This window comes from Micromonospora sp. NPDC005206 (assembly GCF_040608175.1).
Lineage (GTDB): Bacteria > Actinomycetota > Actinomycetes > Mycobacteriales > Micromonosporaceae > Micromonospora.
On the sequence record NZ_JBEXHU010000007.1, the window covers coordinates 147,445 to 173,165 of the forward strand.

26 protein-coding genes are annotated in these 25,721 nt (G+C 72.6%); 12 read left to right on the forward strand and 14 right to left on the reverse strand.

What is annotated here, in order from left to right:
* Positions 1–10 precede the first annotated feature (10 nt).
* From ABZU69_RS12465 to ABZU69_RS12480, 4 genes are all read left to right on the forward strand, one after another.
* Positions 11–184, forward strand: coding sequence for a CsbD family protein (locus tag ABZU69_RS12465; protein WP_121656519.1), 174 nt, complete (start codon positions 11–13; stop codon positions 182–184).
* Between the two features lie 161 nt (positions 185–345).
* Positions 346–693 (forward strand): helix-turn-helix domain-containing protein, encoded by a 348-nt coding sequence (locus tag ABZU69_RS12470; RefSeq protein ID WP_354964458.1) that lies wholly within the window; start codon positions 346–348, stop codon positions 691–693.
* Positions 690–959, forward strand: coding sequence for a hypothetical protein (locus ABZU69_RS12475; RefSeq protein ID WP_354964459.1), 270 nt, complete (start codon positions 690–692; stop codon positions 957–959). Before ABZU69_RS12470 ends, ABZU69_RS12475 begins: the two co-directional genes overlap by 4 nt.
* Before the next feature lie 122 nt (positions 960–1,081).
* Positions 1,082–2,557, forward strand: coding sequence for an alpha/beta hydrolase (locus tag ABZU69_RS12480; protein ID WP_354964460.1), 1,476 nt, complete (start codon positions 1,082–1,084; stop codon positions 2,555–2,557).
* A gap of 20 nt (positions 2,558–2,577) precedes the next feature.
* Here the strand turns inward: ABZU69_RS12480 and ABZU69_RS12485 are convergent, their stop codons facing one another.
* From ABZU69_RS12485 to ABZU69_RS12500, 4 genes are all read right to left on the reverse strand, one after another.
* Positions 2,578–3,204 (reverse strand): dihydrofolate reductase family protein, encoded by a 627-nt coding sequence (locus ABZU69_RS12485; RefSeq protein WP_354964632.1) that lies wholly within the window; start codon positions 3,202–3,204, stop codon positions 2,578–2,580.
* 35 nt (positions 3,205–3,239) lie between these two features.
* Positions 3,240–4,493: a DUF6596 domain-containing protein gene (locus ABZU69_RS12490; protein ID WP_354964461.1), complete on the reverse strand. Its 1,254-nt coding sequence runs from the start codon at positions 4,491–4,493 to the stop codon at positions 3,240–3,242.
* Entirely contained in the window at positions 4,490–4,846 is a 357-nt protein-coding gene (locus ABZU69_RS12495) for a YciI family protein (protein WP_354964633.1), read from the reverse strand. Before ABZU69_RS12495 ends, ABZU69_RS12490 begins: the two co-directional genes overlap by 4 nt.
* 148 nt (positions 4,847–4,994) lie before the next feature.
* Positions 4,995–6,251 carry a DUF2786 domain-containing protein gene (locus ABZU69_RS12500; protein WP_354964462.1) on the reverse strand — a complete coding sequence of 419 codons (1,257 nt, stop codon included), beginning with the start codon at positions 6,249–6,251 and terminating at the stop codon, positions 4,995–4,997.
* Positions 6,252–6,529: 278 nt separating this feature from the next.
* Here ABZU69_RS12500 and ABZU69_RS12505 point away from each other — a divergent pair, with 278 nt between their 5' ends.
* Entirely contained in the window at positions 6,530–7,021 is a 492-nt protein-coding gene (locus ABZU69_RS12505) for a DUF2243 domain-containing protein (RefSeq protein WP_354964463.1), read from the forward strand.
* A gap of 43 nt (positions 7,022–7,064) precedes the next feature.
* Positions 7,065–7,898, forward strand: a complete 834-nt coding sequence (locus ABZU69_RS12510) for a cytochrome c oxidase assembly protein (protein ID WP_354964464.1) — start codon at positions 7,065–7,067, stop codon at positions 7,896–7,898.
* A gap of 21 nt (positions 7,899–7,919) precedes the next feature.
* Here the strand turns inward: ABZU69_RS12510 and ABZU69_RS12515 are convergent, their stop codons facing one another.
* The 9 genes from ABZU69_RS12515 to ABZU69_RS12555 form a co-directional block, all read right to left on the reverse strand.
* Positions 7,920–8,189 (reverse strand): hypothetical protein, encoded by a 270-nt coding sequence (locus ABZU69_RS12515; RefSeq protein ID WP_354964465.1) that lies wholly within the window; start codon positions 8,187–8,189, stop codon positions 7,920–7,922.
* A 14-nt stretch (positions 8,190–8,203) separates the two neighbouring features.
* Positions 8,204–9,283: a hypothetical protein gene (locus ABZU69_RS12520; protein WP_354964466.1), complete on the reverse strand. Its 1,080-nt coding sequence runs from the start codon at positions 9,281–9,283 to the stop codon at positions 8,204–8,206.
* Complete coding sequence (locus ABZU69_RS12525) at positions 9,267–9,608, reverse strand: hypothetical protein (RefSeq protein ID WP_354964467.1); 342 nt, start codon at positions 9,606–9,608, stop codon at positions 9,267–9,269. Before ABZU69_RS12525 ends, ABZU69_RS12520 begins: the two co-directional genes overlap by 17 nt.
* Positions 9,609–9,612: 4 nt before the next feature.
* The gene (locus ABZU69_RS12530; RefSeq protein WP_354964468.1) at positions 9,613–10,071 is read right to left on the reverse strand and encodes a YbaB/EbfC family nucleoid-associated protein; all 459 of its coding nucleotides are present in this window, start codon (positions 10,069–10,071) and stop codon (positions 9,613–9,615) included.
* A 136-nt stretch (positions 10,072–10,207) separates the two neighbouring features.
* Positions 10,208–11,527: a reverse transcriptase family protein gene (locus tag ABZU69_RS12535; RefSeq protein WP_354964469.1), complete on the reverse strand. Its 1,320-nt coding sequence runs from the start codon at positions 11,525–11,527 to the stop codon at positions 10,208–10,210.
* A gap of 253 nt (positions 11,528–11,780) precedes the next feature.
* Complete coding sequence (locus tag ABZU69_RS12540; RefSeq protein ID WP_354964470.1) at positions 11,781–12,938, reverse strand: CaiB/BaiF CoA-transferase family protein; 1,158 nt, start codon at positions 12,936–12,938, stop codon at positions 11,781–11,783.
* A complete protein-coding gene (locus ABZU69_RS12545; protein WP_354964471.1) occupies positions 12,935–15,103 on the reverse strand; it encodes a 3-hydroxyacyl-CoA dehydrogenase NAD-binding domain-containing protein in 2,169 nt (722 codons plus the stop codon). Before ABZU69_RS12545 ends, ABZU69_RS12540 begins: the two co-directional genes overlap by 4 nt.
* A 14-nt stretch (positions 15,104–15,117) precedes the next feature.
* Positions 15,118–16,332 carry an acetyl-CoA C-acetyltransferase gene (locus ABZU69_RS12550; protein ID WP_354964472.1) on the reverse strand — a complete coding sequence of 405 codons (1,215 nt, stop codon included), beginning with the start codon at positions 16,330–16,332 and terminating at the stop codon, positions 15,118–15,120.
* Positions 16,322–17,488, reverse strand: coding sequence for an acyl-CoA dehydrogenase family protein (locus ABZU69_RS12555; RefSeq protein ID WP_354964473.1), 1,167 nt, complete (start codon positions 17,486–17,488; stop codon positions 16,322–16,324). The genes ABZU69_RS12550 and ABZU69_RS12555 overlap by 11 nt, the downstream gene beginning before the upstream one ends.
* Positions 17,489–17,955: 467 nt before the next feature.
* Here ABZU69_RS12555 and ABZU69_RS12560 point away from each other — a divergent pair, with 467 nt between their 5' ends.
* On the forward strand, positions 17,956–18,600 hold the full coding sequence (locus tag ABZU69_RS12560; protein WP_354964474.1) for a TetR/AcrR family transcriptional regulator: 645 nt from the start codon (positions 17,956–17,958) through the stop codon (positions 18,598–18,600).
* Positions 18,601–18,620: 20 nt separating this feature from the next.
* Here the strand turns inward: ABZU69_RS12560 and ABZU69_RS12565 are convergent, their stop codons facing one another.
* Positions 18,621–19,415 (reverse strand): zf-HC2 domain-containing protein, encoded by a 795-nt coding sequence (locus tag ABZU69_RS12565; RefSeq protein ID WP_354964634.1) that lies wholly within the window; start codon positions 19,413–19,415, stop codon positions 18,621–18,623.
* A 72-nt stretch (positions 19,416–19,487) separates the two neighbouring features.
* On the opposite strand from ABZU69_RS12565, the gene ABZU69_RS12570 reads away from it, so the two are divergent.
* From ABZU69_RS12570 to ABZU69_RS12590, 5 genes are all read left to right on the forward strand, one after another.
* Positions 19,488–20,528 carry an SAM-dependent methyltransferase gene (locus ABZU69_RS12570; protein WP_354964475.1) on the forward strand — a complete coding sequence of 347 codons (1,041 nt, stop codon included), beginning with the start codon at positions 19,488–19,490 and terminating at the stop codon, positions 20,526–20,528.
* A gap of 335 nt (positions 20,529–20,863) precedes the next feature.
* Positions 20,864–20,953: a K(+)-transporting ATPase subunit F gene (gene kdpF, locus ABZU69_RS12575; protein ID WP_089017935.1), complete on the forward strand. Its 90-nt coding sequence runs from the start codon at positions 20,864–20,866 to the stop codon at positions 20,951–20,953.
* Entirely contained in the window at positions 20,953–22,608 is a 1,656-nt protein-coding gene (kdpA, locus tag ABZU69_RS12580; protein WP_354964476.1) for a potassium-transporting ATPase subunit KdpA, read from the forward strand. Before kdpF ends, kdpA begins: the two co-directional genes overlap by 1 nt.
* Before the next feature lie 20 nt (positions 22,609–22,628).
* Positions 22,629–24,836, forward strand: coding sequence for a potassium-transporting ATPase subunit KdpB (gene kdpB / locus ABZU69_RS12585; RefSeq protein WP_354964477.1), 2,208 nt, complete (start codon positions 22,629–22,631; stop codon positions 24,834–24,836).
* A complete protein-coding gene (locus ABZU69_RS12590; protein ID WP_354964478.1) occupies positions 24,836–25,717 on the forward strand; it encodes a potassium-transporting ATPase subunit C in 882 nt (293 codons plus the stop codon). Before kdpB ends, ABZU69_RS12590 begins: the two co-directional genes overlap by 1 nt.
* Positions 25,718–25,721 lie beyond the last annotated feature (4 nt).

Below are 25,721 nucleotides of genomic sequence, written 5' to 3' on the forward strand. Positions count from 1 at the left end.
AGGTTGGCACATGGGTATCGACGACAAGATCAACAACGCCACCGAGGATGCGGCCGGCAAGCTGAAGGAAGGCGCCGGTCGGGCCACCGACAACGAGCAGCTCGAGGCGGAGGGTCGCAACGACCAGGCCGGAGCCAAGCTCAAGCAGGCGGGCGAGAAGATCAAGGACGCCTTCAAGAGCTGACGTACGACGCACTCCGCACGCCGGGCCGGTGATCTCACCGGCCCGGCGTGCTGTCTGTCCGGCCCCTCGGTGGACCCTGAGATCCCCCTGATTCGCTCCCGAACCCCGGTCGCCGCGCGTCGGCACCTGCTAACTTCTCTTGGCATGTGCAAGGGCTGCTTATGAGTGCCGCTCCGCCGCCGACCGGTGACGACCTGGTCCGGGTGCTGGCCACCCTGGCCAACCCGCATCGGCTGCGGGTCGTCGCCGCACTGGCCCGCGAGCGCGCCTACGTGAGCCGGCTGGCCCGGCAACTAGGCATCAGCCGGGCGCTGTTGCAGGTCCACCTACGGAAGCTGGCGGCGGCCGGGCTGGTCACCGCACGCCTGGAATTGTCGGAGGACGGGAAAGCCATGAACTACTACGAGGTGGAGCCCTTCGTGCTCACACTCACCCCCGAGATCATCGCGGCGGCGGTCGAGACGCTGACCGTGCCCGACTCGGCCGAGCAGCCCGGAGCGGAGCGATGAGCGAGCACGACTGGACCGAGGTGGTCGGCGCGATCGGCATCTTCGCCCTGCTGATCAGCGTGTTCACGGTGACCATCGTGCAGCTCGCCAAGACCCGACGGGCCCGGCTCGAATCGGCCCGCGCGGACGACTACCGCCGGCTCGCCGAGACCGCCGCTCAGGCCCAGGCGGAGAACGCCCGACTGCTCGCGGCGTTGGACGGCCGGCTAAGCGGGATGGAGACCCGGATGGGCGCGCTGGAACGCGTCCTGCGCGAGGTCGACTGAACCCGGCGCACGAAAGGACCGGGCCGTCGAGCGGCTACTCGACGGCCCGGTGGAAGCAGCACCACCTCGCCCGGTGGGCGAGTTTCTCCCGTGACGCTCCTTCGAGGAGAGGACAGCACTCCATGCTGCCCGTACGCAAATCCACCGTCGGCTGGGCGGTCGCCCTGGCCCTCACGGCTGCCGGCCTCACCCCGGTCGGCCCGGCCGCCGCCCGAGCACAACCGGGCCCCACCATCGACTGGCGGCCCTGCCCCGGGGACGCCACCGCCGAGTGCGGCACGCTGTCCCTGCCGGTGGACTGGCGCCGGCCTCGAGGCGAGAGATTCGACCTGGCGCTGGCCCGTCGGACGGCCACCGACCCGTCCGCAAGGACCGGCGCACTGGTGTTCGGCCCCGGCGGGCCGGGCGACAGCGGGGTCGACCGGGTGGTGACCGGCAGCTCCCGGTTCAGCGCCGAGCTGCGCCGCCGCTTCGACATCGTCAGCTTCGACCCGCGCGGCACCGGCGGCAGCCACCCGGTGATCTGCTCGACCGACCTGCTCGCCCGGCAACCGCAGCTGATAGCGGACCAGGCTCAGTTCGACGCCACGCTGGCCGGCAACGCGTTGCTGCGGGCCGACTGTCGGGCCCGGACCGGGCCGCTCTACGACCACGTGGACACGACCAGCGCGGCCCGCGACCTCGACGCGGTCCGCGCCGCGCTCGGCGAGCGGCTGCTGACCTTCCACGGCAGCTCGTACGGCACCCTGCTCGGGCAGCGGTACGCGGAGCTGTTCCCGCACCGGGTCCGGGCCATGGTGCTGGAGGCCGCGATGGATCACAGCCTCGACATCCGTGCCTTCCTCGACACCCAGGCCGTCACCGCGGAAGACGCGTTCGACGAATTCGTCGCCTGGTGTGCCCGAACCACCAGCTGCCCGCTCAGGGGGCGGGACGTCCGGGAGGTCTGGGCCGGGCTGCACGGCCGGGCCGCGCTCGGAACGCTGACCGACCCGGACCGGCCCGGTGCGGCTCTCACCCCGTTCGAGCTGAGCCGGCTCGCCCACAAGAAGCTCTACGAGACGCACCGGTGGCCGGAGCTGGCCGGGTGGATCGCCAGAATGGACGCCGTCACCGCGCCGACGACCGCACCCACGGCCGGCGACACGTCGACGGGCGACGCCGTGGCTCCGTACCCGTTCGCGGTCTTCTGCCAGGACTGGAGCCTGCCCGTCCGCGACTACCGCGAGTACGCCGGACACCTGCGCCGGATGGCCCGGCTCGCGCCCGACCTGCGCTATCCGCCGGCGGTGTTCGCCCCCGTGACCTGCCTGGGCACGCCGGCGCCGGTCGCCAACCCGCAGCACCGGCTGCGGGTCCGCACCGAGGTGCCGCTGCTGCTCGCCGCCACCGTGCACGACCCGGCCAGCGGGTACAACTGGGCCACCAACGTGGCGCGGCAGTTGGGCGAGCACGGCGTGCTGCTCACCTATCAGGGATGGGGGCATGGCAGCTACACCACCAGCCCGTGTGTGGCCGGCGCTGTCGACCGCTACCTGACCAGCGTTCTGGCGCCCCGTCCGGGCACCAGCTGCCCGGCCGTCGAACCGTCGGCGTGACCGACCCGCTGGCGCCCCGATCAGCGCAGGACGCGGTAGCGCAGGTGCGCCACGGTCGGCCCGGCCACCACCGCCACCTGCTCCAGCCGCGGCGCGATCCCGTCGAAGAGCCGTTCACCGGCCCCGAGGAAGATCGGCACCAGGTGCAGATGCAGGGTGTCGATCAGCCCGGCGGCCAGGTACTGCCGGACCGTGCTCGCGCCGCCCGCGATCGACACCTGCCGGTCACCCGCCGCCTCCCGGGCCTGCCGCAGCGCCGACTCGATGCCGTCGGTGACGAACCGGAACTCGGTGCCACCCCGCATCACCAGCGGCGCCCGGGAATGGTGGCTGAGCACGAAGACCGGGGTGTGGAACGGCGGATCGTCGCCCCACCAGCCCTGCCAGCTCTCGTCCCAGTCGCCGTCCCCGCCGCCGAACATCCGCCGGCCCATCACGTACGCCCCGACGTCCCGGGTCAGCTCGTCGACCAGGTCGGCGTCGACTCCCCGCTCGCCGCCGGTCAGCCCGTGCTGCGCCCGCCAGCTGTCCAGGCCGAAGAACCACTCGTGCAACCGCAGCCCGCCCCGGCCCAGCGGATCCTGCGGGCTCTGGTCCGGCCCGGCCACGTACCCGTCCAACGAGATCGACAATTGACTGCTCACCATTCCCATGCCACGTCGACTCCCGCGACCGCCGGAACTCATCGCTGGGCGGACAGTCGGGTTGCCCGCAGCTCCAGGTAACGCCGCTCGGGCAGGCTGGTGGTGCCCCGGGCCGCCGCCCGGTACGCGTCCCGCGCCGCCGGAAGCTGCCCGGCCAGCTCCAGCAGGTGGGCCCGGACCGCGGCGAGCCGGTGATGCCCGGCGGTGCGCTCGTCGGCGTCCAGCGGAGCGAGCAGGGCGAGCCCGGCCTCGGGACCGTCCACCATGGCCACCGCCACCGCCTGGTTGAGGGTGACCATCGGATTCGGCGCGATCCGGGCGAGCAGCCGGTAGAGCGCGGCGATCTGCCGCCAGTCGGTCGCCGCCGCCGTCGGCGCCTCGGCGTGCACCGCGGCGATCGCCGCCTGGAGCTGGTACGGGCCGGGCGGTGACCAGGTCAGCGCCTCGGTGATCAGCGCGACGCCGGCCTTGATGGCCGTCCGGTCCCACCGGTCCCGGTCCTGCTCGGTCAGCGGCACCAGCTCGCCGTCCGGGCCGACCCGGGCGGCCCGGTGCGCATCGGTGAGCAGCATCAGCGCCAGCAACCCGGTCACCTCGCCGTCTCCGGGCAGCAGCCCGTGCAGGACGCGGGCGAGCCGGATCGCCTCGCCGGTCAGCTCCACCCGGTGCAGGTCCGGCCCGCTGGACGCGGTGTACCCCTCATTGAAGATCAGGTAGAGCACCCGGAGCACCGTCCGCAGCCGCTCGTCGCGCTCACCCGGCGCGGGCATGCTGAACCGGGCGCCGGCGGCCTCGATCCGCTGTTTGGCCCGGCGGATCCGTTGGCTCATCGTGGCCTCCGGCACCAGGTGCGCCCGGGCGATCTGTGCGGTGCTGAGCCCGCCCACGGCGCGCAGGGTCAGCGCCACCTGCGCCGAGGGAGCCAGCGCCGGGTGGCAGCAGAGGAAGAGCAGGGTCAAGGTGTCGTCGGCGTCCGCCACCGCGGGCTCCGCGTCGGCCGCCGGCGCCACCCCGGCGTACGCCGGCTCGCGCAGCGCCACCGCCACCTCGCGGTCCCGGCGGGCTCGCTCGCTGCGCCACTCGTCGGTGAGCCGGCGGTTGGCCACGGTGAGCAGCCAGGCGCGCGGGTTGTCCGGCAAGCCCTGCCCGGGCCACTGCGTCGCGGCGGCGAGCAGCGCCTCCTGCACCGCGTCCTCGCACCGGTCGAACTGCCCATGCCGGCGGACCAGCAGGCCGAGGACCTGCGGCGCGAGCGTACGCAGCAGGTCCTCGACCGTCCGGTCGTCGGTCACATCTCCGTCCCGGCCTCGTCCATGATCGGGCGGACCTCCAGCGCGCCGCCGAAGCGCACGTCCGGCCAGCGGGCGGCGATCTCGGCGGCCCGTTGCGGGGTGTCGCAGTCGACGGCCAGGTAGCCGGCGAACTGCTCCTTGCTCTCCATGAACGGCCCGTCGACGACTTCCGGGTGGCCGCCCGCGAGCCGGACCGTCCGGGTCTGCGACGGGTCGGCCAACGCCTGACCGCCGACCAGCTCACCGGACTCGGTCAGCTCCTTCATGATCTCGTCGACCTCGCCGAACAGGGCGGTGCGCTCCCGCTCGGTCAGCTCCTCGGTGAAGCCGGGCCGGTTCCAGATCAGCAGCATGTACTTCACGGCGATGCTCCTCGGGTCCTGGTCGCGCCCCGGTCGGGACGCGGTTCACCGGAGGGTCGGAGCCGAAGCTCCGTTCCCTACCGCCTACCGAAGACCATCGCAGAATTTTTCGACGGTGGCGGTTCCCACGCTGCCTGGGTCAACGTGGGTCGGGGCGTCCCGGTACCTGTCGGGGCGGTGGCCCCCCGCCGACGTCCAGCGACGCGCGGTCCGCCGCGGAGGTGCCGGACGACCAGCCCTCGGCGTCGCGGACGCTGAGCCGGTGCCGGGTGACGCCCGGGAAGAGGGTGTCGAGCCGCTCCTGGACCGCCTCGCCGCGCGCGGCGAGCACCGGGAGGAGCCGCTCGGGGCCGGCCGTCTCGGCCGCCGCCCGGTCCGCCGCCTCGGTGGTCGCGCGCAGCCGCTCGCCGATCCGCAGCGCGAACGCGTTGAGGAAGGACTCGTCCCAGACGCGGGTCCGCCGCCCGGCCCCCGGTCGCCGCTCGGCCCGCCCGCGCAGCATCGCGGCGGTGGCCTGGACCAGCAGCGAGGTGTAGAGCAGCTCCACCGCCACGAGGTCGGCCGGCCAGCCCAGCACGGTGGCGAAGCCGAGGTCGTCGGACCAGACCGCCGCACAGCGGTTCGCCGCCGCGACCTCCTGCACCAGCAGCGCCTTCGCACCCGCGTACGGGGTGTCGGTGCCGAGCCGCACGCCGCCGGGTAGGTCGCCCCGGTCGGCCCCGGCCGCCAGCAGCGCCTCGTCGATGCTGTGCCGGGCGATCAGCTCCTGCGCCTTGGCGGTCAACGCCTCCGCCTCGGCCGGGAAGGTCGTCGACTCGGCCTTGGCCAGCAGCGCCCGTACCCGTTCGAGCATGCCGGACCCACTGCGGGCCGCGCCGGCCGGGCGGCTCGCTGCCGCCGCCCCGGTCGTGCCGGGTGGCGGACGCAGCACCGCGATCGGCGGCAGGCTCTCCACCAGGACGAGGGTGTCCACCGCCGTGCGCAGGGCGTCGACCCGATCCAGCCCTTCCCGGGCGGACCAGCCGGACAGCACGCTCCGGTCGTCGTCCCACCACACCTCGGCGGCCAGCTCGCGCAACTGCTCGTCCCACCAGGCCGGAACCGGCCCGGTCTGCTCGCGCCGTTGGGCGGCCATCGCGTCCCGCACCAGCCGTGCCGACCGGGCGCCGAACCGCCGGGTGGTGAGCCGGTCCAGGTCGGCCGGCTGCCAGCCGCGCGGCCACAGCCGCGCCACGCCGCGGACCAGGCGACGCAACAGCGCCGTGTCCACCGCCGCCGTGCCGTCGGTCGCGCCGGTGCCGACCATCAGCCGGTCCAGCTGCCGTTCGGCCTGCCGTACGTCGGTGCCGCGCACCGCCGCGAGCGCCTCGGCGACGAGTTCGTCCGCGTCCGGCACGTGCACCTCCCTCTCCGGGTTCGCTGCCTCTCAGGCTCCATGATCATGCCGTCAGCCGTGCCAGAGGCGCGAAACGGGGATGTCGTCGCCCCGCTGACCGGCGGGGCCTCGATCAACACGAGGTCCGGGAAGTCGCGGTGTCCCACCAGGTCCGACACCCCGACATCGCCAATCTCGTGTCGATCACCGCCGGCTGGACGCCTGTTGCGGCTCGATGGGCATGTTCCGCCCGGTCTCGGGTAGTTCGACCCTCACCTGAGGCGGATGCGAGGTGTGTGGTGGTCGGTTCGAGCCTGCCGAGTGCGCGCACCGCCGCCGTGCCGGAGGTCCGGTCGTCCATCCTCGCCGGTGTCCTGATCGGGGTCGCGGTGATGGCCGCGGTGGACGAGATCGTCTTCCATCAGTTGCTCGCCTGGCACCACTTCTACGACCGGTCCACCTTGTCGGTGGGTCTGCTCTCCGACGGGCTGCTGCACGCAGCCGAGCTGATCGCCCTGGTCGGCGGGTTCTTCTGGTTCGCCGACCTGCGCCGGCGAGGCGCCCTGGCGGCCCGCTTCGCCTGGGGTGGCGTCCTGCTCGGCGCCGGGGGTTTCCAGCTCTTCGACGGGCTGGTCGACCACAAGGTGCTCCGGCTGCACCAGATCCGCTACGGCGTCCACCTGGTGCCGTACGACGTGGTGTGGAACGTAGGCGGCGCGATACTGCTGCTCGCGGGCGCCGCGCTGGTCTGGCGGGCGCGATCCCGACCGCCACGCGACGGCCAGCGGTGACGGCGACCCTCGCCCGGACGCCCCGGGCTGGTTCGCGGCGCCGGTGATCGCGCACGGGGGGCACGCCGCGGATGGCCCGGGCTGGTTTCCGCTGGCGGCGGTCGGTCTGCTGGCCGGTGGCTACCTCGTGGCCGCCGCACGCGATCCAAGGGGCTGGGACCACCGGCGCAGCGGCGCCTGGCTGGCCGGCTGCGCCGTGCTGGCGGTCGCGGTCGGGCCGTTCGCGCAGCTCCCCGACGATCCGCGCGGACACATGACACAGCACCTGCTGCTCGGCATGGTGGCCCCGCTCGGGCTGGTGCTCGGCGCCCCGGTGACACTGCTGCTGCGGATCGCGTCCACACCCACCCGCCGGTTCATCGGCCGGCTGCTGCGCGCCCGCCCGCTGCACCCGATCGCCCACCCAGTCACCGCCGCGCTGCTCAGCACGGGCGGACTGGCCCTGGTGCTGCTCACCCCGCTGTACGCGGCGGCGGAGCGCCAGCCCACCCTGCACCACGCCCTGCACCTGCACTACCTGGCCGCCGGATACCTGTTCGCCTTGTCGCTGGCCGGCCCGGACCCGGCACCCCGCCGTCCCGGGCTGGCCGTGCGGCTCGGCGCGCTGCTGGGCGCGGCGGCCGGGCACTCCGCGCTCGCCAAGTACCTCTACGCGCACGCCGGCACCCTGCCGCCCGGGCTGGCCGACCCCGACCCGGCGGCGTTCCGCTCCGCCGCCCAGCTCATGTACTACGGCGGGGACGTGGCCGAGCTGCTGCTCGCCGTCGCCCTCTTCGCCACCTGGTACCACCGCCCCTTGCGCCGCCACCCGGCGCGACCATCTCGGTCGACCAGGTTCCCCGAACGAGAGGTCAGGTCCCGGGCGGGAACCTCCTGATCGACACGGAGGCCCGGGGGGTCAGCCGCGGGTTGAGAGGGCGGTGGAGAGTCGGCCGAGGAACGCCCGGATGTTCTCCTCGCTGTGGTGCGTCTCGGCCTGGTCGTTGAGGGGGCCCGAGTAGCGCAGCGCCTGATCGAGCGCGTCCAGCGTCTCGGCCCGGTCACCCGGGTAGAGCCCGCCGACCACGCCGTCGGCGACCCGCGTCACCACGGTGTCGTCGAGCGCCCGGTCGAACTGGATCCCGTAGAGGATCCCGTTGACGTGGCCCTTCCAACTGTCCGTACCCATGCTTGTGAACTCCCCTAGAAGATCTGTCTGCCGTCCCAGCCCATGATCGGGACGTCACTGAGGCCGTTGCGCTTGAACTCGGCATCGAGGTTGCCCATGTGGCTCACGTCGGGCTGGTAGTGACCGCTGCGCGCCGTCGCGTGCTGGACCATACCGTCCTTGACGACCAGCTCGCCCGCCGCCGCGACCGGTTGCCCGTTACCCAGCGTCGAGTGGTGGAAGTCGCCCACCTTCTGGTAGTTGGACGCGTAGAGGTTGCCGTTCCGGTCCATCACGAAGATCGCCTGGCCGTTGCCGCTGAACACGGTCTGGGCGCTCGAGGTGTCGAACGGCTCGCCGTTCTTCGCGCTGCGCAGGACGCCGTTGCTGTCGAAGAACACCCGGTGCTGTTCGAGTTCCTCCGGACTGAGTCGGCGCACCGCCGTCGGGAAGTGCCCTCCCGGCAGGTGCTCGTTCCGGTACTTGTCGAGCATCGGCTTGGTGTTGTGGTAACGGGGCGTGGTGTGCGGGCCGGGCACCGGGGTTCGTCCCGGGCCGCCGCGCTTCGGGCCCTTGCGCGCGAAACGGCGCAGCAGCGTCTTCGCCCGCTTCAGCAACCGCGGAATGATCTCCTTGACGACCCGTTCGATGACCTCCTTGATGATCCGTTGGATCGCCATCCGGGCCAGGCCGATCGAGACGGGGATCTGAGCCAGCGAGGCGCCGAGGGTGGGCGCGGCCGCCGCCAGCGCGATCGCCACCTGCACGACGAGGATCGTCAGCTGGACGATGACGAGGATCTTCTGCGTCAAAGTGATGATGGCCATCACCAGCAACGCCATGCCGATCAGCTCGGCCGCCTGCGCGCCGTCCTCCATCCGGCGCGGCGCGCCCTCCTCGCCCTGCCATGCCTGCTCGAACGCCCGGACGTCGTCCCCGATGTTGGTCGCCCCGACCTTCGCAGCGCCCGCCTCCGCCTCCCCGACCGCCGTACGCAGTCGGCCGGCGAACGCGAACCACAGCTGCGACGCCTCGAACAGCAGCTCCTCGTCGGCGGTCGGCCAGGTGAAGCCGACCCAGCCCAGAGCCTCGACGAGCTCAGGAGGTAGCTGCATACCCACCGGGCAGCTCCATCCTCGTGAAGAGTTCCGCGTTGGCGATGTCGGTCGCCTCGTGCGCGTCGGCGCCGAGGTCGAGGTTCGCGGCGGCCTCCAGCAACTGGTCAGCCATCGACCGGTACACGTCGAGCGCATGCGTGAGCACCTCGACGTACACGGCTCCGAAGAGGGAGCCCGCCTCGTCGGCGCCCCACGGATTACCCGCGCCGTTCACCGTCGACTCGAGGCTGCTGACCTCTGCACCAAGCTGCTGGCCGGTGGTCGTGAGCGAGCCCGCCGCGGCGTGGAGGGCGTCGACGTCGACCTGAATCCCGTCGGACATGGGCTCAGCGTCGATCCATCCGGCGGGTGACCGCGTCCAGGTCGCCGATCATCTGCTCGAACCCGCGGAACGCGTCCTCCGAGACACGTTCGAGCTGCCGGGTCAGGGCCGCGCTGTCGGCACCGACAGCGGCCGTCAGCTCGGCGCGCCGGGCGCGTTCGTCGGCCTGTGCCGCCTTGACCGCCTCCAGGACGTACTCGGCGATGGCGCTGGTGCCAGCACGGGACAGGCTCGGGTCGATCACCAGAGTTTCCAGGCCGCCAAAGGCGGACACCTCCGCCTCGACGAGACCGTCACCGCCGGTGCCCCGCCCCACCATCTGCTCGGCAGCTGGCACAGGCCCGTCGCCCTGCTCGTCGGCCCCGCCCGGCTGTGCCGAGGCGGAATCCGTGGCCCGGCTCAGCAGGCGCATCGCCTCTTCGAGTGAGCGACTCAGGCCGGACGGATCGATTCCGCTCGCCATGCTCGTCCCCCTACGACTCGCAGTCCTTGTCCGGGGAGCGACAGTACCAACGCGACGCCTGCCCTCGCGGCCTGAAGTCCTTTGTGGATTCCACAGATGGCCGGTGACCTGCTGGTCGTCGCGTCCCTCTGGTCCGTCAGGGCCCCGAGGAGGCCAGGGCGGCGGCGAGGAGGGGCGCAAGTTTGGCGGCGCGGGTGGGACTGTCGTGACCGACCCACGCGACCCGGCCCGCCAGGTGCTCGGCGAAGGCCGGGTGGCCGGCGTGGTTCTGGGCGGCCAGGCCGGTGCGGGCGGCATTGTGCAGGATCGCGCGCAGCCGGTCGTACTCGTCGCGCGGCACCGCCGGCCGTTCGTTGACCACCAGCCCGGCGAGGAGCTGCCGGTCGGCCCGGCCACGGACCCGGGTCTTGCCCGGGTGCACCCGGAAGCCCTCGTTTCGGGTCACCTCGGTCACCGCGGCGAGCAGGTCGGCGACCCGCCGGGGCGGCAGCTCGCCGGAGAAGGCGAGGTCGTTGGCGTACCGCTGGTAGTCGAGGTCGAAGGCGGCGGCCAGCCCGGTCAACCGGCGATCGAGCCGGAACGCACAGAGATTGGCCAGCGCAGGCGAGGTGGGCGCGCCCTGCGGCAGGTGCCCGCCGCGCAGCACGCTCAGCCGCCACGGCCGTTCGGGCAGGTCGGCCGGCGCGGCACGGAGCACCGCCGGTGGAGTTCGGGTGGTGCAGATCGCGGCGAGCGTATGTGCAACCGGCTCCGGATAGCCGGCGGTCCGGAGAAACCCGTACACCCGTCGGGCCGGCACGCTGCTGAAGAACGCGGCCAGGTCGACGCGGACCACCACCGCCCGCCCAGCGTGCGCCGTGGCGAAGGTGTGCGCCGAACGGCCGGGCACGAACCCGTGCGCCGCCGGATGCACCGGCAGCGGGCCCAGCACCTCGGCGAGCAGCCGCCGGTGCAGCGCGCGCAACCGTGGCTTCGGCGCCTCGATCAACCGGCCGCCGGCGGCCCAGCGATACCGGTAGTGGTGCAGACGCTGATTGTCGGCGCGGCGGTTCATCGCCCGGCGGTCGGCGTACCAGTCGAGCTGCTCCGGAGCCAGGTCGAGCAGCCGGGCCAGGTCGGCCAGGTCGTCCAGGACCGGGGTCGACCAGGGCCGGCGGACCGTGCGGGTCGGCGTCACCGGCCGGGCGCGGACCGCGACGGGTCGGCCGCGCTGCCGCGCCGCGCCGACCACCTCGCCCAGCAGCGCCAGGTTGGCCAGGAAGGCGGCCAGCTCCCGGGGCCGGTCACGCGGGGCCCGGGGGTACGCGGCGACCGCGGCGTCCGCGACCGGCCACAGCCAACGGCGGCGTACGCTCAGCACCCGCCCGCCGGACGCGACCAGGTCGCCGCGCTGCCAGCGGTCGGCCGCCAGGAACGCGTCGGCGAGCGCGACGGCCAGCGAGCCGACTGTCGTCACGGCCGGCCCGGGGTGGATGACAGCGTGCCCCGACGAATCCCGGTCGTACGGGTGCACAGGCTCGCGGAGCGTGCCGACGCACCTGTGGTGTGGTGCCCAGGTGGATGTGACGCCCCCGGGGTTGCCCCGGAGAGACTCCGACCGCGTCCCCGGTGGGGGCGCGGCCAGGTCAGCTCGGGGCACGCTGCCATCCGGGCAGCGTATCCCCGGTCGCCCGGTGCCAGGCGGGTCCGTGGCCGGCCCGCCGCGCGGGTCACGGCCAGTCGGCGAGGATCGTGTCGACGGGTAGGACGTCGTGCTCCGGGTCCGGTGCCGGGGCAGGCTGGCCGGTCGGTGTCCGGTCGAAGCGGGGTGCCGGGGCCGGCTGGATCTCGCCACCGACCTCGACGAAGGTGCCCCGGGCGGCGTTGTGCGGATGCCGGTGCGCCTCGCGGGGGGCGAGCACCGGCGCGACGCACGCGTCCAGGTCGGCGAAGACCGCCGTCCACTCGTTCCGGGTCCGCTCGGCGAACCGCTCGGTGAACCGCCGGCGCAGCTCGTCCCAGCCGCTCGGGTCGTACTGGGCGGGCAGGTCCGGCTCGTCGGCGAGGCCGAGGCCGGTCAGCAGCTCGGCGTAGAAGGCCGGTTCCATCGCGCCGACGGCCATGAAGCCGTCGTCGGCGGTGCGGTACGTGTCGTAGAACGGTGCCCCGCCGTCGAACATGTTGCGCCCACGCGGTGCGGCCCACAAGCCGGTGCCGAGCAACCCGTGCAGGAACGCGGTGAGCAGTGCGGAACCGTCCACCATCGCCGCGTCGACCACCTGACCCGAGCCGGAGCGTTCCCGTTCCAGCAGCGCGGCCAGCACGCCCACGGCGAGCAGCATGCCGCCTCCACCGAAGTCGCCGAGCAGGTTCATCGGGGCGTACGGACGCTCGCCGGCCCGACCCAGTGGCTCCAGCGCCCCGGCCACCGCGATGTAGTCGATGTCGTGTCCGGCTCGGGGCGCCAGCGGGCCGTCCTGACCCCAGCCGGTCATCCGCGCGTACACGAGCCGGGAGTTGCGGGCCCGGCAGGTCTCCGGCCCGAAGCCCAGCCGCTCGGCCACCCCCGGCCGGTACGCCTCGACCAGCACGTCGGCCCGATCCACCAGGCGCAGCAGGTCCGCCACTCCGGCCGGAGACTTCAGATCGAGCGTGGTCACCCGCCGGCCGCGTTGCAGCGGCCCGCCGGTCGGCGCCGCCAGCCGTCCTGCGGCCGGGCCGCCCGGCCGGTCCACCCGCACCACGTCCGCGCCGAGGTCGGCGAGCACCATGCAGCCGAACGGCGCCGGAGCGAGGCTGGCCAGCTCGACAACCCGTACCCCGGCCAGCGGCCCACCGCGCCCCGGCCCGTCCGGCCTGCCGCCCGCCGGCACGTCGGTGGCCGTCACGTTGCGCTCACCGCTTCGGTGGGGCGGGTGGCCGAGGAGGCGAGCCGGTCGACCAGGTCGGCGGGGGGCGCGAACCGGCCGCCGTAGCGGTCGGCCAGCTCGTTGGCACGGGCCGCGAAGCCCGCGGGGCCACCCGCGTACTGCCGGACGTAGCGGATCACCCCGCCGGTCCAGGCCGGGAAGCCGATGCCGAGGATCGAGCCGATGTTGGCGTCGGTCTCGGTCCGCAGCACCCCCTCGTCCAGGCAGCGCAGCGCGTCGAGCGCCTCGGCGAAGAGCATCCGCTCCTGGAGGTCGGTGAACGGCACCGCCCGGCCCGCGTCGGTGGTCAGCTCGGCGAGACCGCTCCACAACCGGCCCCGCGTGCCGTCGGCGTACCCGTAGAAGCCGCGCCCGGCGGCGCGCCCCGGCCGGTCGTACGCGTCCACCAGTTCGTCCACCAGCCGGTGCGCCGGCAGCGGTAGGAAGCCTTCGCCGGCCGCCTCGAACTGCCGGCGGATCCGCTGGATCAGGGTGAGGCTCACCTCGTCGGCCAGCGCCAGCGGCCCGGTCGGGTAGCCGGCCTGCAGGGCGGCCTGCTCCACCGAGGCGGCCGGCACCCCCTCGGCGATCATGCCGACCGCCTCGTCGATGAACCGGCCGATGACCCGGCTGGTGAAGAAGCCCCGGCCGTCGTTGACCACGATCGGGGTCTTGCCGATCCGCCGGCCCAGGTCGAACGCCCGGGCCAGCGCCGCGTCGCCGGTCCGCTCGCCGACGACGATCTCCAGCAGTGGCATCCGATCCACGGGCGAGAAGAAGTGCATGCCGATGAAGTCGGCCGGGCGGTCCACCCCGGCGGCCAGTCCGGTGATCGGCAGGGTGGAGGTGTTGGAGGCGAGCAGGGCGTCCGGCGCCAGCACCGGCAGCACCTCGGCGAAGACCGACCGTTTCAGCTTCGGGTCCTCGAAGACCGCCTCGATCACCGCGTCGCAGCCGGTCAGCGCGTCCACCCGGTCGGTGGTGGTGATCCGGTCCAGCACGGCTCGGGCGTCCGCCTCGGTCGCGCGGCCCTTGCGGACCTTCCGCGCCAGCAGCCTCTCGGCGTGCTCCCGGGCGCGGCCCGCGGCCTCCGGCGAGACGTCCTTCACCACCACGTCGAGGCCGGCGCTGGCGCAGGCGTACGCGATGCCAGCGCCCATCATGCCGGCGCCCAGCACCGCGACCCGGCGCACGGGTGCGGCGTCCACTCCGGACGGTCGGGCCGCGCCGCCGTTGACCGCCTTCAGGTCGAAGAAGAACGCGGCGATCATGTTCTTGGCGACCTGCCCGGTGAGCAGCCCGATCAGGTGCCGGGTCTCCACGGTGAACGCGGTCTCCAGGTCGACCTGGGCGCCCTCGACGGCGGTGGCCAGGATCGCCTCCGGCGCGGGCAGCCGGGCCCCCTTGAGCTGCTTGCGCAGGGTGGCCGGGAAGGCCGGCAGTTGCGCGGCCAGCGACCGGCTGGCCGGGGTCCCCCCGGGCATCCGGTAGTCCGGACGGTCCCACGGCTGGCTCGGCCGGGGGTTGGCGGCGATCCAGGCCCGCGCCCGGTCCAGCAGCTCCGCCGGGGTGGACACCACCTCGTCGACCAGGCCGACAGCCAGGGCGTCGGTCGGGCGCATCCGCCGGCCGGTGAGCAGCACCGTGGTCAGCGCCCCGGCCAGGCCGAGCATCCGCACCGTCCGGGTGACGCCGCCGGCGCCGGGCAGCAGGCCCAGGGTCACCTCGGGCAACCCGAGCCGGCTGCCGGGCGCGTCCAGCGCGACCCGGTGGTGGCAGGCGAGCGCGATCTCCAGGCCGCCGCCGAGCGCCGAGCCGTTGACGGCCGCGACCACCGGCCGGCCCAGCGTCTCCAGCCGGCGCAGGTCCCGCTTGATGGTGCCGAGCAGTTCGGCCAGCGCGGGCGCGTCGGCGCGCGTCGCCCGGACCATCTCCGGCAGGTCACCGCCGGCGAAGAAGGTGGACTTCGCGCTGGTCACGATGACCCCGGTCAGCTCGTCCCGCTCGGCCTCCAGCCGGTCCAGCACCGCGCTCATCGACGCGGCGTACGCCCGGTTCATCGTGTTGGCGGACTGGTCGGGATCGTCCAGGGTGAGCGTGACGATGCCGTCCGCGCCGCGGTCGTACCGGATGGTGTCGGTCATGGTCGTCCTCCGGGTCAGCAGCGCTCGATGACGGTGGCGACGCCCATGCCGCCGCCGATGCAGAGGGTCACCACGGCGCGGCGCAGGTCGCGGCGCTCCAACTCGTCCAACGCGGTGCCGAGCAGCATCGCTCCGGTCGCGCCGAGTGGGTGGCCGAGTGCGATCGCGCCGCCGTTGACGTTCACCCGGTCCGGGTCCAGGCCCAGGTCGCGGACGTACTTGAGCACCACCGCCGCGAACGCCTCGTTGATCTCGAACAGGTCGATGTCGGCGACGGTCAGCCCGGCGGCGGCGAGCGCCTTGTGGGTGGCCGGGATCGGGCCGGTCAGCATCAGCGTCGGGTCGGCGCCGCTGACCGCCGCGCCGACGATGCGGGCGCGCGGGGTGAGGCCGAGGTCCCGGCCGACCTTCGCCGAGCCGATCAGGGCCAGCGCCGCGCCGTCCACGATGCCGGAGGAGTTGCCGGCGTGGTGGACGTGCTCGATCGCCTCCAGCCAGTGGAACTTCTGCAACGCGACCGCGTCGAAGCCGGCCGCCTCGCCCATGGTGGCGAAGGACGGGGTGAGCCGGGCCAGCGCCTCCCGGGTGGTCTCCGGGCGGGGGTGCTCGTCCACGGTGAGGATGTCCAGCCCGTTGCCGTCGCGGACCGGCACCACCGAGCGGGCGAAGTGGCCACCTGCCCACGCCTTGGCGGCCCGCTCCTGCGAACGCAGCGCGTAGCCGTCCACGTCGTCGCGGGTGAAGCCCTCCAGGGTGGCGATCAGGTCGGCGCTGACGCCCTGCGGCACGAACGAGGTGGCCAGCGCGGTCTGCGGGTCGGTGGCCCAGGCCGCGCCGTCGGAGCCCATCGGCACCCGGGACATCGACTCGACCCCGCCGGCGAGCAGCAGATGCTCCCAGCCGGAGCGGATCCGCGCCGCGGCAGAGTTGACCGCCTCCAGCCCGGAGGCACAGAACCGGTTGAGCTGCACCCCGCCGACCTGGTCGGGCAGCCCGGCCAGGAGCGCCGCGGCCCGGGCGAGATCGCCGCCCTGCTCGCCGATCGGGGTGACGATGCCGAGCAGCAGGTCCTCCAGCCGGTCGACGTCCAGGCCGGGGTTCCGCTCGCGCAGCGCGTCGATCAGGCCGACCACCAGGGAGATCGGCTTGACCCCGTGCAGCGCGCCGGTGTCCCGGCCGCGTCCGCGCGGGGTGCGGACCGCGTCATAGACGTACGCCTCAGAGGGCACGGGCGATCAACTCCTTCATGATCTCGTTGGTGCCGCCGTAGATCTTCTGAACGCGGGCGTCGGCGTACATCCGGGCGATCGGGTATTCCGTGGTGTAGCCGTAGCCGCCGAAGAGTTGCAGGCACCGGTCGATGACCTCGCACTGGCCGTCGGTCAGCCAGAACTTCGCCATCGCGGCCGTGGCCACGTCCAACTCGCCGCGGGTGTGCCGGACGATGCAGTCGTCCAGGAAGACCCGGCTGACCCGGGTGCGGGTGGCGCACTCGGCGAGCACCATCCGGGTGTTCTGATGGCCCATCAGCGGCTTGCCGAAGGCGGCCCGCTCCTTCGTGTACGCGACGGTCAGCTCAATCGCACGCTCCATCGCGGCGACCGCGCCGACGCCGATCACCAGTCGCTCCTGCGGGAGCTGCTGCATGAGCTGGATGAAGCCCAGCCCTTCGGCGCCGCCGAGCAGGTTGGCCGCCGGCACCCGGAACTCGTCGAAGAACAGCTCGGCGGTGTCGTTGGCGTGCAGCCCGATCTTGGAGAGCAGCCGACCCCGGCGGAAGCCCGCCGGGTCGCCACCGACCTCGAAGACCAGTAGCGAGACACCGGCGGCCCGCTGCTCGGGGTCGGTCTTCACGGCCACGATGATCAGGTCGGCCAGGCCGCCGTTGGTGATGAACGTCTTCGCCCCGGTGACCACGTAGTCGTCGCCGTCGCGGACGGCCCGGGTACGCATCGCCTGGAGGTCGGAGCCGCCGTCCGGCTCGGTCATCGCGATCGCGCCGATCAGGTCGCCGCGGCACAGGCCGGGCAGCCAGCGCCGCTTCTGCTCCTCGCTGCCGTACGCCGCCAGGTAGCCGGTGACAATTCCACTGTGGACGGCCAGCCCGAGGCTGCTCTCCCCGGTGTACGCCTGCTCGTGCAGCATGACCGCCTCGTGGGTGAAGTCGCCGCCCCCGCCGCCGTACTCCTCCGGGACGGACAGGCCGAGCAGCCCCAGCTCGCCGGCGCGCCGGTAGTGCTCGCGGTCCGGATGGCCCTGCGCCAGCAGGCGTTCGGCGTGCGGCAGCACCTCCTTGGTGAAGAAGGTGCGGGCGAGATCGGCCAGGTCGTCGTGCTCCGCCTCACGCCAGGGTGAGGAGGAACCGTCGGATGCGAGCGTCGGCATGTGCAACACCCTCGCGCCCTGTTGACGGCATGTCAATAACTCTCGATCATCGGGCGGACGCCACGACTGCCGATGCCTCGACGAGGGCCGGCGGCGGGCGGTTGCGGCACTACTCGGCGCCCCCATGTCCCGTGACCCAACGTGATGAGCCCCTGAGCTGGGCGCTCCCACCCTGCACCCTTTGCTCTGCTTCAACGGGCGCAACAGTTACCGTGCGCTCATTCTGGCAATCGCGCGGTCGCACGGCGACCGGGGCGTACCTGCTGCTCACAGCCTGTGTTGCGTGGAGTGAAGCAGAGCAAAGGGAAGACGGAGGCCAGGGGCCCCCGGCGCAGAGGCGACCCACCGTGAGGACGCCGGTCCACTGGCGGCGCTGACTCTGCGTGTGGAGGACGTGCCCCCACCTGTGCCCTCCGCGTGAGCCCGAACCTAGGCCGGAACAGTGAGCCGCCGATAGGGTCGGGCAGATGAGTGTCGAGACGGCTCCGCGCCGCCGCCGGTTGGAGCCGGACGCCCGGCGCGGGCAGATCCTGGCCTGCGCGGTCCGGCTGTTCGGTGAGCGCGCGTACCCGGATGTGTCGACCACCGACATCGCCCGGGAGGCCGGTGTCGCGCGCGGCCTGGTCAACCACTACTTCGGCACCAAGAAAGAGCTCTACCTGGAGGTCGTCCGGGTCATGGTGACCATCCCCGAGGTGGCCCTGGAGCGGCTGCCCAAGGGGGACCTGCGGTCCCGGGTCGACGCCAGCGTCTCCTGGTTCCTCGACGTGGTCTCCCGGCACAGCACCTCCTGGCTGGCCGCCGTGACCGCCCGGGGGATGGGCGGCGACGCCGACGTGGAGCGGGTGCTCGCCGAGGCCGAGGAGGTCGCCGCGGACCGGATCCTGGTCGCCGTCGGCCTGGCCCACGAGGCGGAGCACCGCGAGGAGTTGCGCGGGATGGTTCGGGCCTACGGCGGGCTGGCCACCTCGACCGCGCGGGAATGGCTCCAGCGCGGCGCGCTGACCCGAGCCCAGGTGCACGTGCTGCTCACCATCACGCTGCTGACCATCGTCGAGCAGGTCATCCCGGAGGTCATCGTGGGCGGCAGCGGCCAGGCCGGCGCGAGCTGACCGGCCCGCGCCTCCGGCGCTCAGGCTGCGCGACGGTCACCGGCCTGACCAGCTCGTGCGGCCGGGGTGGCGTGGCGGTCGGCGGCCTGCGCCGGGTAGGACTCCGAGCGGACCACCCGCAGCGGCCGGTCGACCTCGTCCGCCCGGAACCGCCAACGTGACGGCGCCGGCTGCCGCTGCGGCGCGGGGCCTCCGGGTCGCAGTCCGGGCCGGGACAGCAGCACGGTGATCAGGTAACCGCCCACCAGGAAACCGTGGCTGACCAGCCGCTGCGCACCCACCGTGCCGGTGGCCAGGTCGTTGACCGAGAGCAGCAGCAGCGTGCCGACGAACGCGCTGAGCATCGGCACCAGGCCGGCCGGTGGGCTCCGGCGTACCGCCACGAAGAGGAAGCCGGCGCCCACCGCCACGTTCCAGGCGGCCGACTCGTGCCACAGGTGCTGGCCGGTCGGGTGCAGGTGGTCGGCGGCCGCACCACGGCCCACCTGGGCCAGGCCGAGCACCAGCTGCACCGCGCCGAGCAGCCCGAGCGCCGCCCGCAGCCCGGCGACCAGCCGGCCGCGCCAGGCCGCGCCGGGTCGCCACCGCGACCGTCGCGCCGGTGGCACCGCGACGGCCAGGATCGCGTCGGTCCGGTCGGGCGCTTGGGTGACCAGACGGGTACGGACCCGACGGGTCAACGCCGCCGCAGCCGTCAACCAGACCCGGCACTCGGCGCACCCGTCGAGGTGCCGCTGTGCCGCCGACCGTTCCGCGGCGGTCTCCTCGCCGTCCAACTGCGCCGACAGGACCTCCCGCCACTGCTCACACCCCATGTACGGGTAGTCGGTCCGGCCCCCGCTCCAGTTCCCGGGCACCCTGGCTGCCTGTGGAATACTCGCCGGACCATGACGCGCTACGGCCTGCTGATCCTGCCCTCGACCAACCGGGTGTACGCCCGCTCCGCCATCGACCTCACCCGGGCCGAGCTGGAGATCTTCGGCCGGTCGGCGCTCGATGGCCGGATCGGCGACGTGGGCACGACGACGGTCGGCGGGGCCACGTACCTCGCCTTCGCCGGCGACGGGTTGACCGAGCGCGACCTGGCCATGCTGGGCAACCTCTCCGCGGGGTACGTGCTGTTCGAGGTCGTCGGCGAGCTGCTGCGCCCGATCGAGTGGAGCCGGCTGGACCGCTACGACGACGACCTGATCACCATCCAGAAGTACGCGGGCAAGACCAACGAGCAGTTCACCAAGCTGCTGCTCAACGTCACCCTGCTCGCCTCGGACTGGGCCGGTGAGCTGACCACCCGGCGGTTCCGGGTGCTCGACCCGCTCTGCGGTCGCGGCACCACCCTCAACCAGGCGCTGATGTACGGCTTCGACGCCGCCGGGGTGGAGCGCGATCAGAAGGACGTCGAGGCCTACCGGGCGTTCATCACCACCTGGCTAAAGCAGAAGCGGATCAAGCATCGGGTGCTGGAGTCCGGGCCGGTGCGACGGGAGCGCAAGGTCGTCGGTCGCCGGGTGCGGATCGAGCTGGCGCCCACCCGCGAGGAGCACAAGGCCGGCCAGCTCCACCTGCTGGACGTGGTCAACGCCGACACCACCAGGGCCGCCGAGTTCTTCCGGCCGGAGACCTTCGACCTTGTCGTGGCGGACGCACCGTACGGCGTCCAGCACGGCAGCCGTACCGCCGAGCACGGGTTGACCCGGGACCCGCTGGCGTTGCTCGCGGACGCCGCACCGGTCTGGGCACGGCTGCTGCGCCCCGGCGGGGCGCTCGGCATCTCCTGGAACACCCACGTCGCAGGCCGGGACGACGCGGCGGCGGCGCTGGCCGCCGCCGGCCTGACCGTGGTCGACGCGGAGCCCTACCTGGCGCTGCGGCACCGGGTGGACCAGTCGATCATGCGCGACGTGCTGGTGGCCCGCCGACCGGCCTGACCCGGCGCGCGCCTCCTCTCCTCTCCTCTCCTCGCCTTCCGTCCGCGCACGGGCGCTGCCGCACCCCGCCGTACCTGAGCGATTCGTGCCGCATTTCACCTGTTCAGGGTGCGGTTGTGAAAACCGCGTCAAGAAAAAGTCCACCGCCGTCATGGTCGCGTTATTGCCCCTGTCGTCGGGGAGGTGGTGGGGCTTTGATTGCCCGGCGCGACCGGGAGGCGGTCGCGACGACCCTTTCCGGTATGAGGAGTCAGCGTGTCTGACGTGGTGTTCGTGGTCCTGACGGTGGCGCTGTTCGCAGTGCTCGCCCTGGTCGTGCGGGCGGTGGAGAAGCTGTGAGTGCCGTCAACGCCGTGGGCCTGGTGCTCGCGATCGTCCTGGGCGCGTTCCTGGTGTTCGCCCTGTTGTTCCCGGAGCGCTTCTGATGACGATGACCACAGCAGGCGTCATCTTCGTGTTGGCGCTGGTGGCGGCCCTGGTCGCCGTCTACAAGCCGTTCGGCGACTTCATGTTCCGGGCGGTCTCCAGCACCCGGCAGTCCCGGGTCGAGCGGGGGATCTTCCGCCTGGTCGGGGTCAACCCGGCCGCCGAGCAGACCTGGGGTGTGTACGCCCGCAGCGTGCTGGCGTTCTCCGCGGTCTCGATCCTCTTCCTTTACCTGTTCCAGCGGGTGCAGAACCACCTGTGGCTGTCGCTGGGCTTCGACCCGGTGGTGCCGCACGGCGCCTGGAACACTGCCGTCTCGTTCGTGACCAACACCAACTGGCAGTCGTACTCGGGTGAGTCGACGATGGGTCACCTGGTGCAGATGGCCGGCCTGGCGGTGCAGAACTTCGTCTCGGCGGCGGTCGGCATCGCGGTCCCGGTGGCGTTGGTACGGGGCTTCGCCCGCAGCCGCACCGGGCAGCTCGGCAACTTCTGGGTCGACCTGACCCGGATCACGCTGCGGATCCTGCTGCCGGTCGCGGTGCTCGGCGCCATCCTCCTGATGATCGGCGGTGCGGTGCAGAACCTCTCCGCCGGCACCGACGTGAGCACCCTGACCGGGGGCACCCAGACCATCACGGGTGGTCCGGTCGCCAGCCAGGAGGTGATCAAGGAGCTGGGCACCAACGGTGGCGGCTTCTACAACGTCAACAGCGCCCACCCGTTCGAGAACCCCACCTCGTGGACGAACTGGCTGGAGATCTTCCTGATCCTCCTGATCCCGTTCAGCCTGCCCCGGGTCTTTGGCCGGATGGTCGGGCAGAACCGGCAGGGCTACGCCATCGCCGCGGTGATGGGCATCCTCGCGCTCGCCAGCGTGGCCATCACCAACGTCTTCGAGTTGGCCGGCCACGGAACGGTGCCGCAGGCGGTCGGCGCGGCGCTGGAGGGCAAGGAGGTGCGGTTCGACGTGTCGAACTCGGCCACCTTCGCCGCCGCCACCACGCTGACCTCGACCGGTGCGGTGAACTCGTTCCACGACTCGTACACCTCGCTCGGCGGCATGGTGCCGATGGTCAACATGATGCTCGGCGAGGTCGCCCCGGGAGGCACCGGTTCCGGTCTCTACGGCCTGCTCATCCTCGCGGTGATCACCGTCTTCGTGGCCGGCCTGATGGTGGGCCGCACCCCGGAGTACCTGGGCAAGAAGATCGGCTCACGGGAGATCAAGTTCGCCTCGCTCTACTTCCTGATCACGCCGATCCTGGTGCTGGTCGGTACGGCGGCCGCGTTCGCCACCGGCAACAACTCCACCGCGCTCAACGTCGGCCCGCACGCCCTCTCCGAGGTGCTGTACGCGTTCACCTCGGCCAGCAACAACAACGGCTCCGCGTTCGGCGGCATCACCGTCAACACCACCTGGTGGGACACCGCGCTCGGGTTGTGCATGCTGCTGGGCCGGTTCCTACCACTCATCTTCGTGCTCGCGTTGGCCGGCTCGCTGGCCCGCCAGGCACCCACCCCCGCGTCCGAGGGCACCCTGCCGACCCACCGACCGCTGTTCATCGGGATGGTCGTCGGCGTCACCGTGGTCCTCGTCGCGCTGACCTTCCTTCCCGCACTCGCGCTCGGCCCGCTGGCTGAGGGGCTGTGACCATCATGAGGAACGAGGACATGTCCGTCACCCCTGTGACATCCGGGACCGGCGAGCAACCGACGCCCGGCACCCCGGCGACCCAGGGCAACCGGGTCGGTGGGGGTCTGCTCGACCCCCAGCAGCTGATCCGGTCCCTGCCGGACGCTGTGCGCAAACTCAACCCGGGCACGCTGTGGCGCAACCCGGTGATGCTGATCGTCGAGGTCGGCGCGGCCTTCACCACCATCCTGGCGGTGACCGACCCGTCGGTGTTCGCCTGGGCGATCACCATCTGGCTCTGGCTGACCGTGCTCTTCGCCAACCTGGCCGAGGCGGTCGCCGAGGGCCGGGGCAAGGCCCAGGCCGCCGCGCTGCGGCAGGCCAAGCGGGACACCATCGCCACCCGGCTGATCAACTGGACGCCGGGCGCCCGGGCGAACGCCTACTCCGACGAGGCGGTGCCCGCGCCGGAACTGCGCCAGGGCGACATCGTGCTGGTCGAGGCGGGCGGCATCATCCCCGGTGACGGCGACATCGTCGAGGGCATCGCCAGCGTCGACGAGTCGGCAATCACCGGCGAGTCGGCCCCGGTCATCCGGGAGTCCGGCGGGGACCGCAGCGCGGTCACCGGCGGCACCAGGGTGCTCTCCGACCGGATCGTCGTGAAAATCACCCAGAAGCCGGGGGAGAGCTTCATCGACCGGATGATCGCCCTGGTCGAGGGGGCCAACCGGCAGAAGACGCCGAACGAGATCGCGCTGAACATCCTGCTCGCCGCGCTCACGATCATCTTCCTGCTGGCCGTGGTCACCCTTCAGCCGTTGGCCATCTTCTCCAAGGCGTACCAGGCGGCCGCGCCGGACAGCGGCGCGATCACCGACTCCGGTGTCACCGGGGTGGTGCTGATCTCGCTGCTCGTCTGCCTGATCCCCACCACCATCGGCGCCCTGCTCTCCGCCATCGGCATCGCCGGCATGGACCGGCTGGTGCAGCGCAACGTGCTGGCCATGAGCGGCCGGGCCGTCGAGGCGGCCGGCGACGTCAACACCCTGCTGCTGGACAAGACCGGCACGATCACGCTGGGCAACCGGCAGGCCGCCGAGTTCGTACCGGTCGAGGGGGTGACGGCCGCAACGCTGGCCGACGCCGCGCAACTGTCCAGCCTGGCCGACGAGACCCCCGAGGGCCGTTCGGTGGTGGTGCTGGCGAAGAACGAGTTCGGGCTGCGCGAGCGCGAGCCCGGCGTGATGCCGCACGCCACCTTCGTACCGTTCACCGCCCAGACCCGGATGAGCGGCGTCGACCTGACGCCGGACGCCAGCGTGGACGGCGGCGCGGTCGGGACGGCGCGTCGGGTCCGCAAGGGCGCCGCCGCCGCGGTGATGAAGTGGGTCCGGGAGAACGGCGGGCACCCGACCGAGCAGGTCGGCGAGATCGTGGACGCGATCAGCGGCACCGGCGGCACTCCGCTGGTCGTCGCCGAGCAGGTCGACGGCGAGCCCGCCCGCGCGCTGGGCGTCATCCACCTCAAGGACGTCGTCAAGTCCGGTATGCGGGAGCGTTTCGACGAGATGCGTCGGATGGGCATCCGGACCGTGATGATCACCGGCGACAACCCGCGCACCGCGAAGGCGATCGCCGACGAGGCCGGGGTGGACGACTTCCTGGCCGAGGCGACGCCCGAGGACAAGCTCGCGCTGATCAAGCGGGAGCAGGAGGGTGGCCGGCTGGTCGCGATGACCGGTGACGGCACCAACGACGCGCCGGCGCTCGCCCAGGCCGACGTCGGGGTGGCGATGAACACCGGCACGTCGGCCGCCAAGGAGGCCGGCAACATGGTCGACCTCGACTCCGACCCGACCAAGCTGATCGAGATCGTGGAGATCGGCAAGCAGTTGCTGATCACCCGGGGCGCGCTGACCACGTTCAGCATCGCCAACGACATCGCGAAGTACTTCGCGATCATCCCGGCCATGTTCGCCGGCCTCTACCCGAGCCTGGACGCGCTGAACATCATGCGGCTGTCCAGCCCGGAGTCGGCGATCCTGTCCGCGGTCATCTTCAACGCCCTGGTGATCATCGCGCTGATCCCGCTCGCCCTGCGTGGCGTGCGGTACCGGCCGGCCGCCGCGTCGAAGCTGCTCAGCCGCAACCTGTTGCTGTACGGACTGGGCGGCATCATCGTGCCGTTCATCGGGATCAAGCTCATCGACCTGCTCATCCAGTTCATCCCGGGGATTTCGTGATGCGCCTACCCACCTGGCTCGCCCAACACCTCGCCGCCCTGCGCGCCCTGCTCGTCTTCACGGTGCTGCTCGGGCTGGTCTACCCGCTGGCTCTGGTCGCGGTCGGCCAGCTGCCCGGCCTCAACCACAAGGCCGACGGGTCGCTCATCGACGCCGGAGGCAAGACGGTCGGCAGCTCGCTGATCGGCCAGTCCTTCACCGACGGCGACGGCAACCCCGTCCCGCGGTACTTCCAGTCCCGCCCGTCGGCCGCCGGCGACGGCTACGACCCGACCGCCACCTCGGCCAGCAACCTGGGCCCGGAGAGCGTGGTCGACACCATCGCCACCGACCCGGAGGAGTCCAGCGAGAGCCTGCTCACCCAGGTCTGCGGGCGCAGCAAGGAGGTCGGCGAGCTCAACGGCGTCGACGGCGGGCGCCCGTTCTGCACCGCCGAAGGGGTGGGCGCGGTGCTCGCCGTCTTCCGTGCCGACGGTCTGACCGGCCCGGTCATCCGGGTGGTCAGCGTCAACCAGACCGCCCCGACCACCCCGTTCGTCCCCTCGTACCAGGGGGTGCAGGTGGAGCTGGCCCAGCCCGGCGAGGACTACGTGGCCGCCGGTGGGGTGGTCACCCCGATCCGTGGCAACGCTTCCGCCGACCCGGCGGTGCCCGCCGACGCGGTCACCGCCAGCGCCAGCGGCCTCGACCCGCAGATCAGTCCGGCGTACGCCGAGCTGCAGGTGAACCGGGTCGCGCGTGAGCGCGGCGCGGACCCGGAGGCGGTCCGCCGGCTGGTGTCTGAGCACACCACCGGGCGGGCGCTCGGCTTCATGGGCGAACCGGGCGTCAACGTGCTGGAGCTCAACATCGCGCTCGACAAGCAGTTCCCCGCTCGCTGACCGC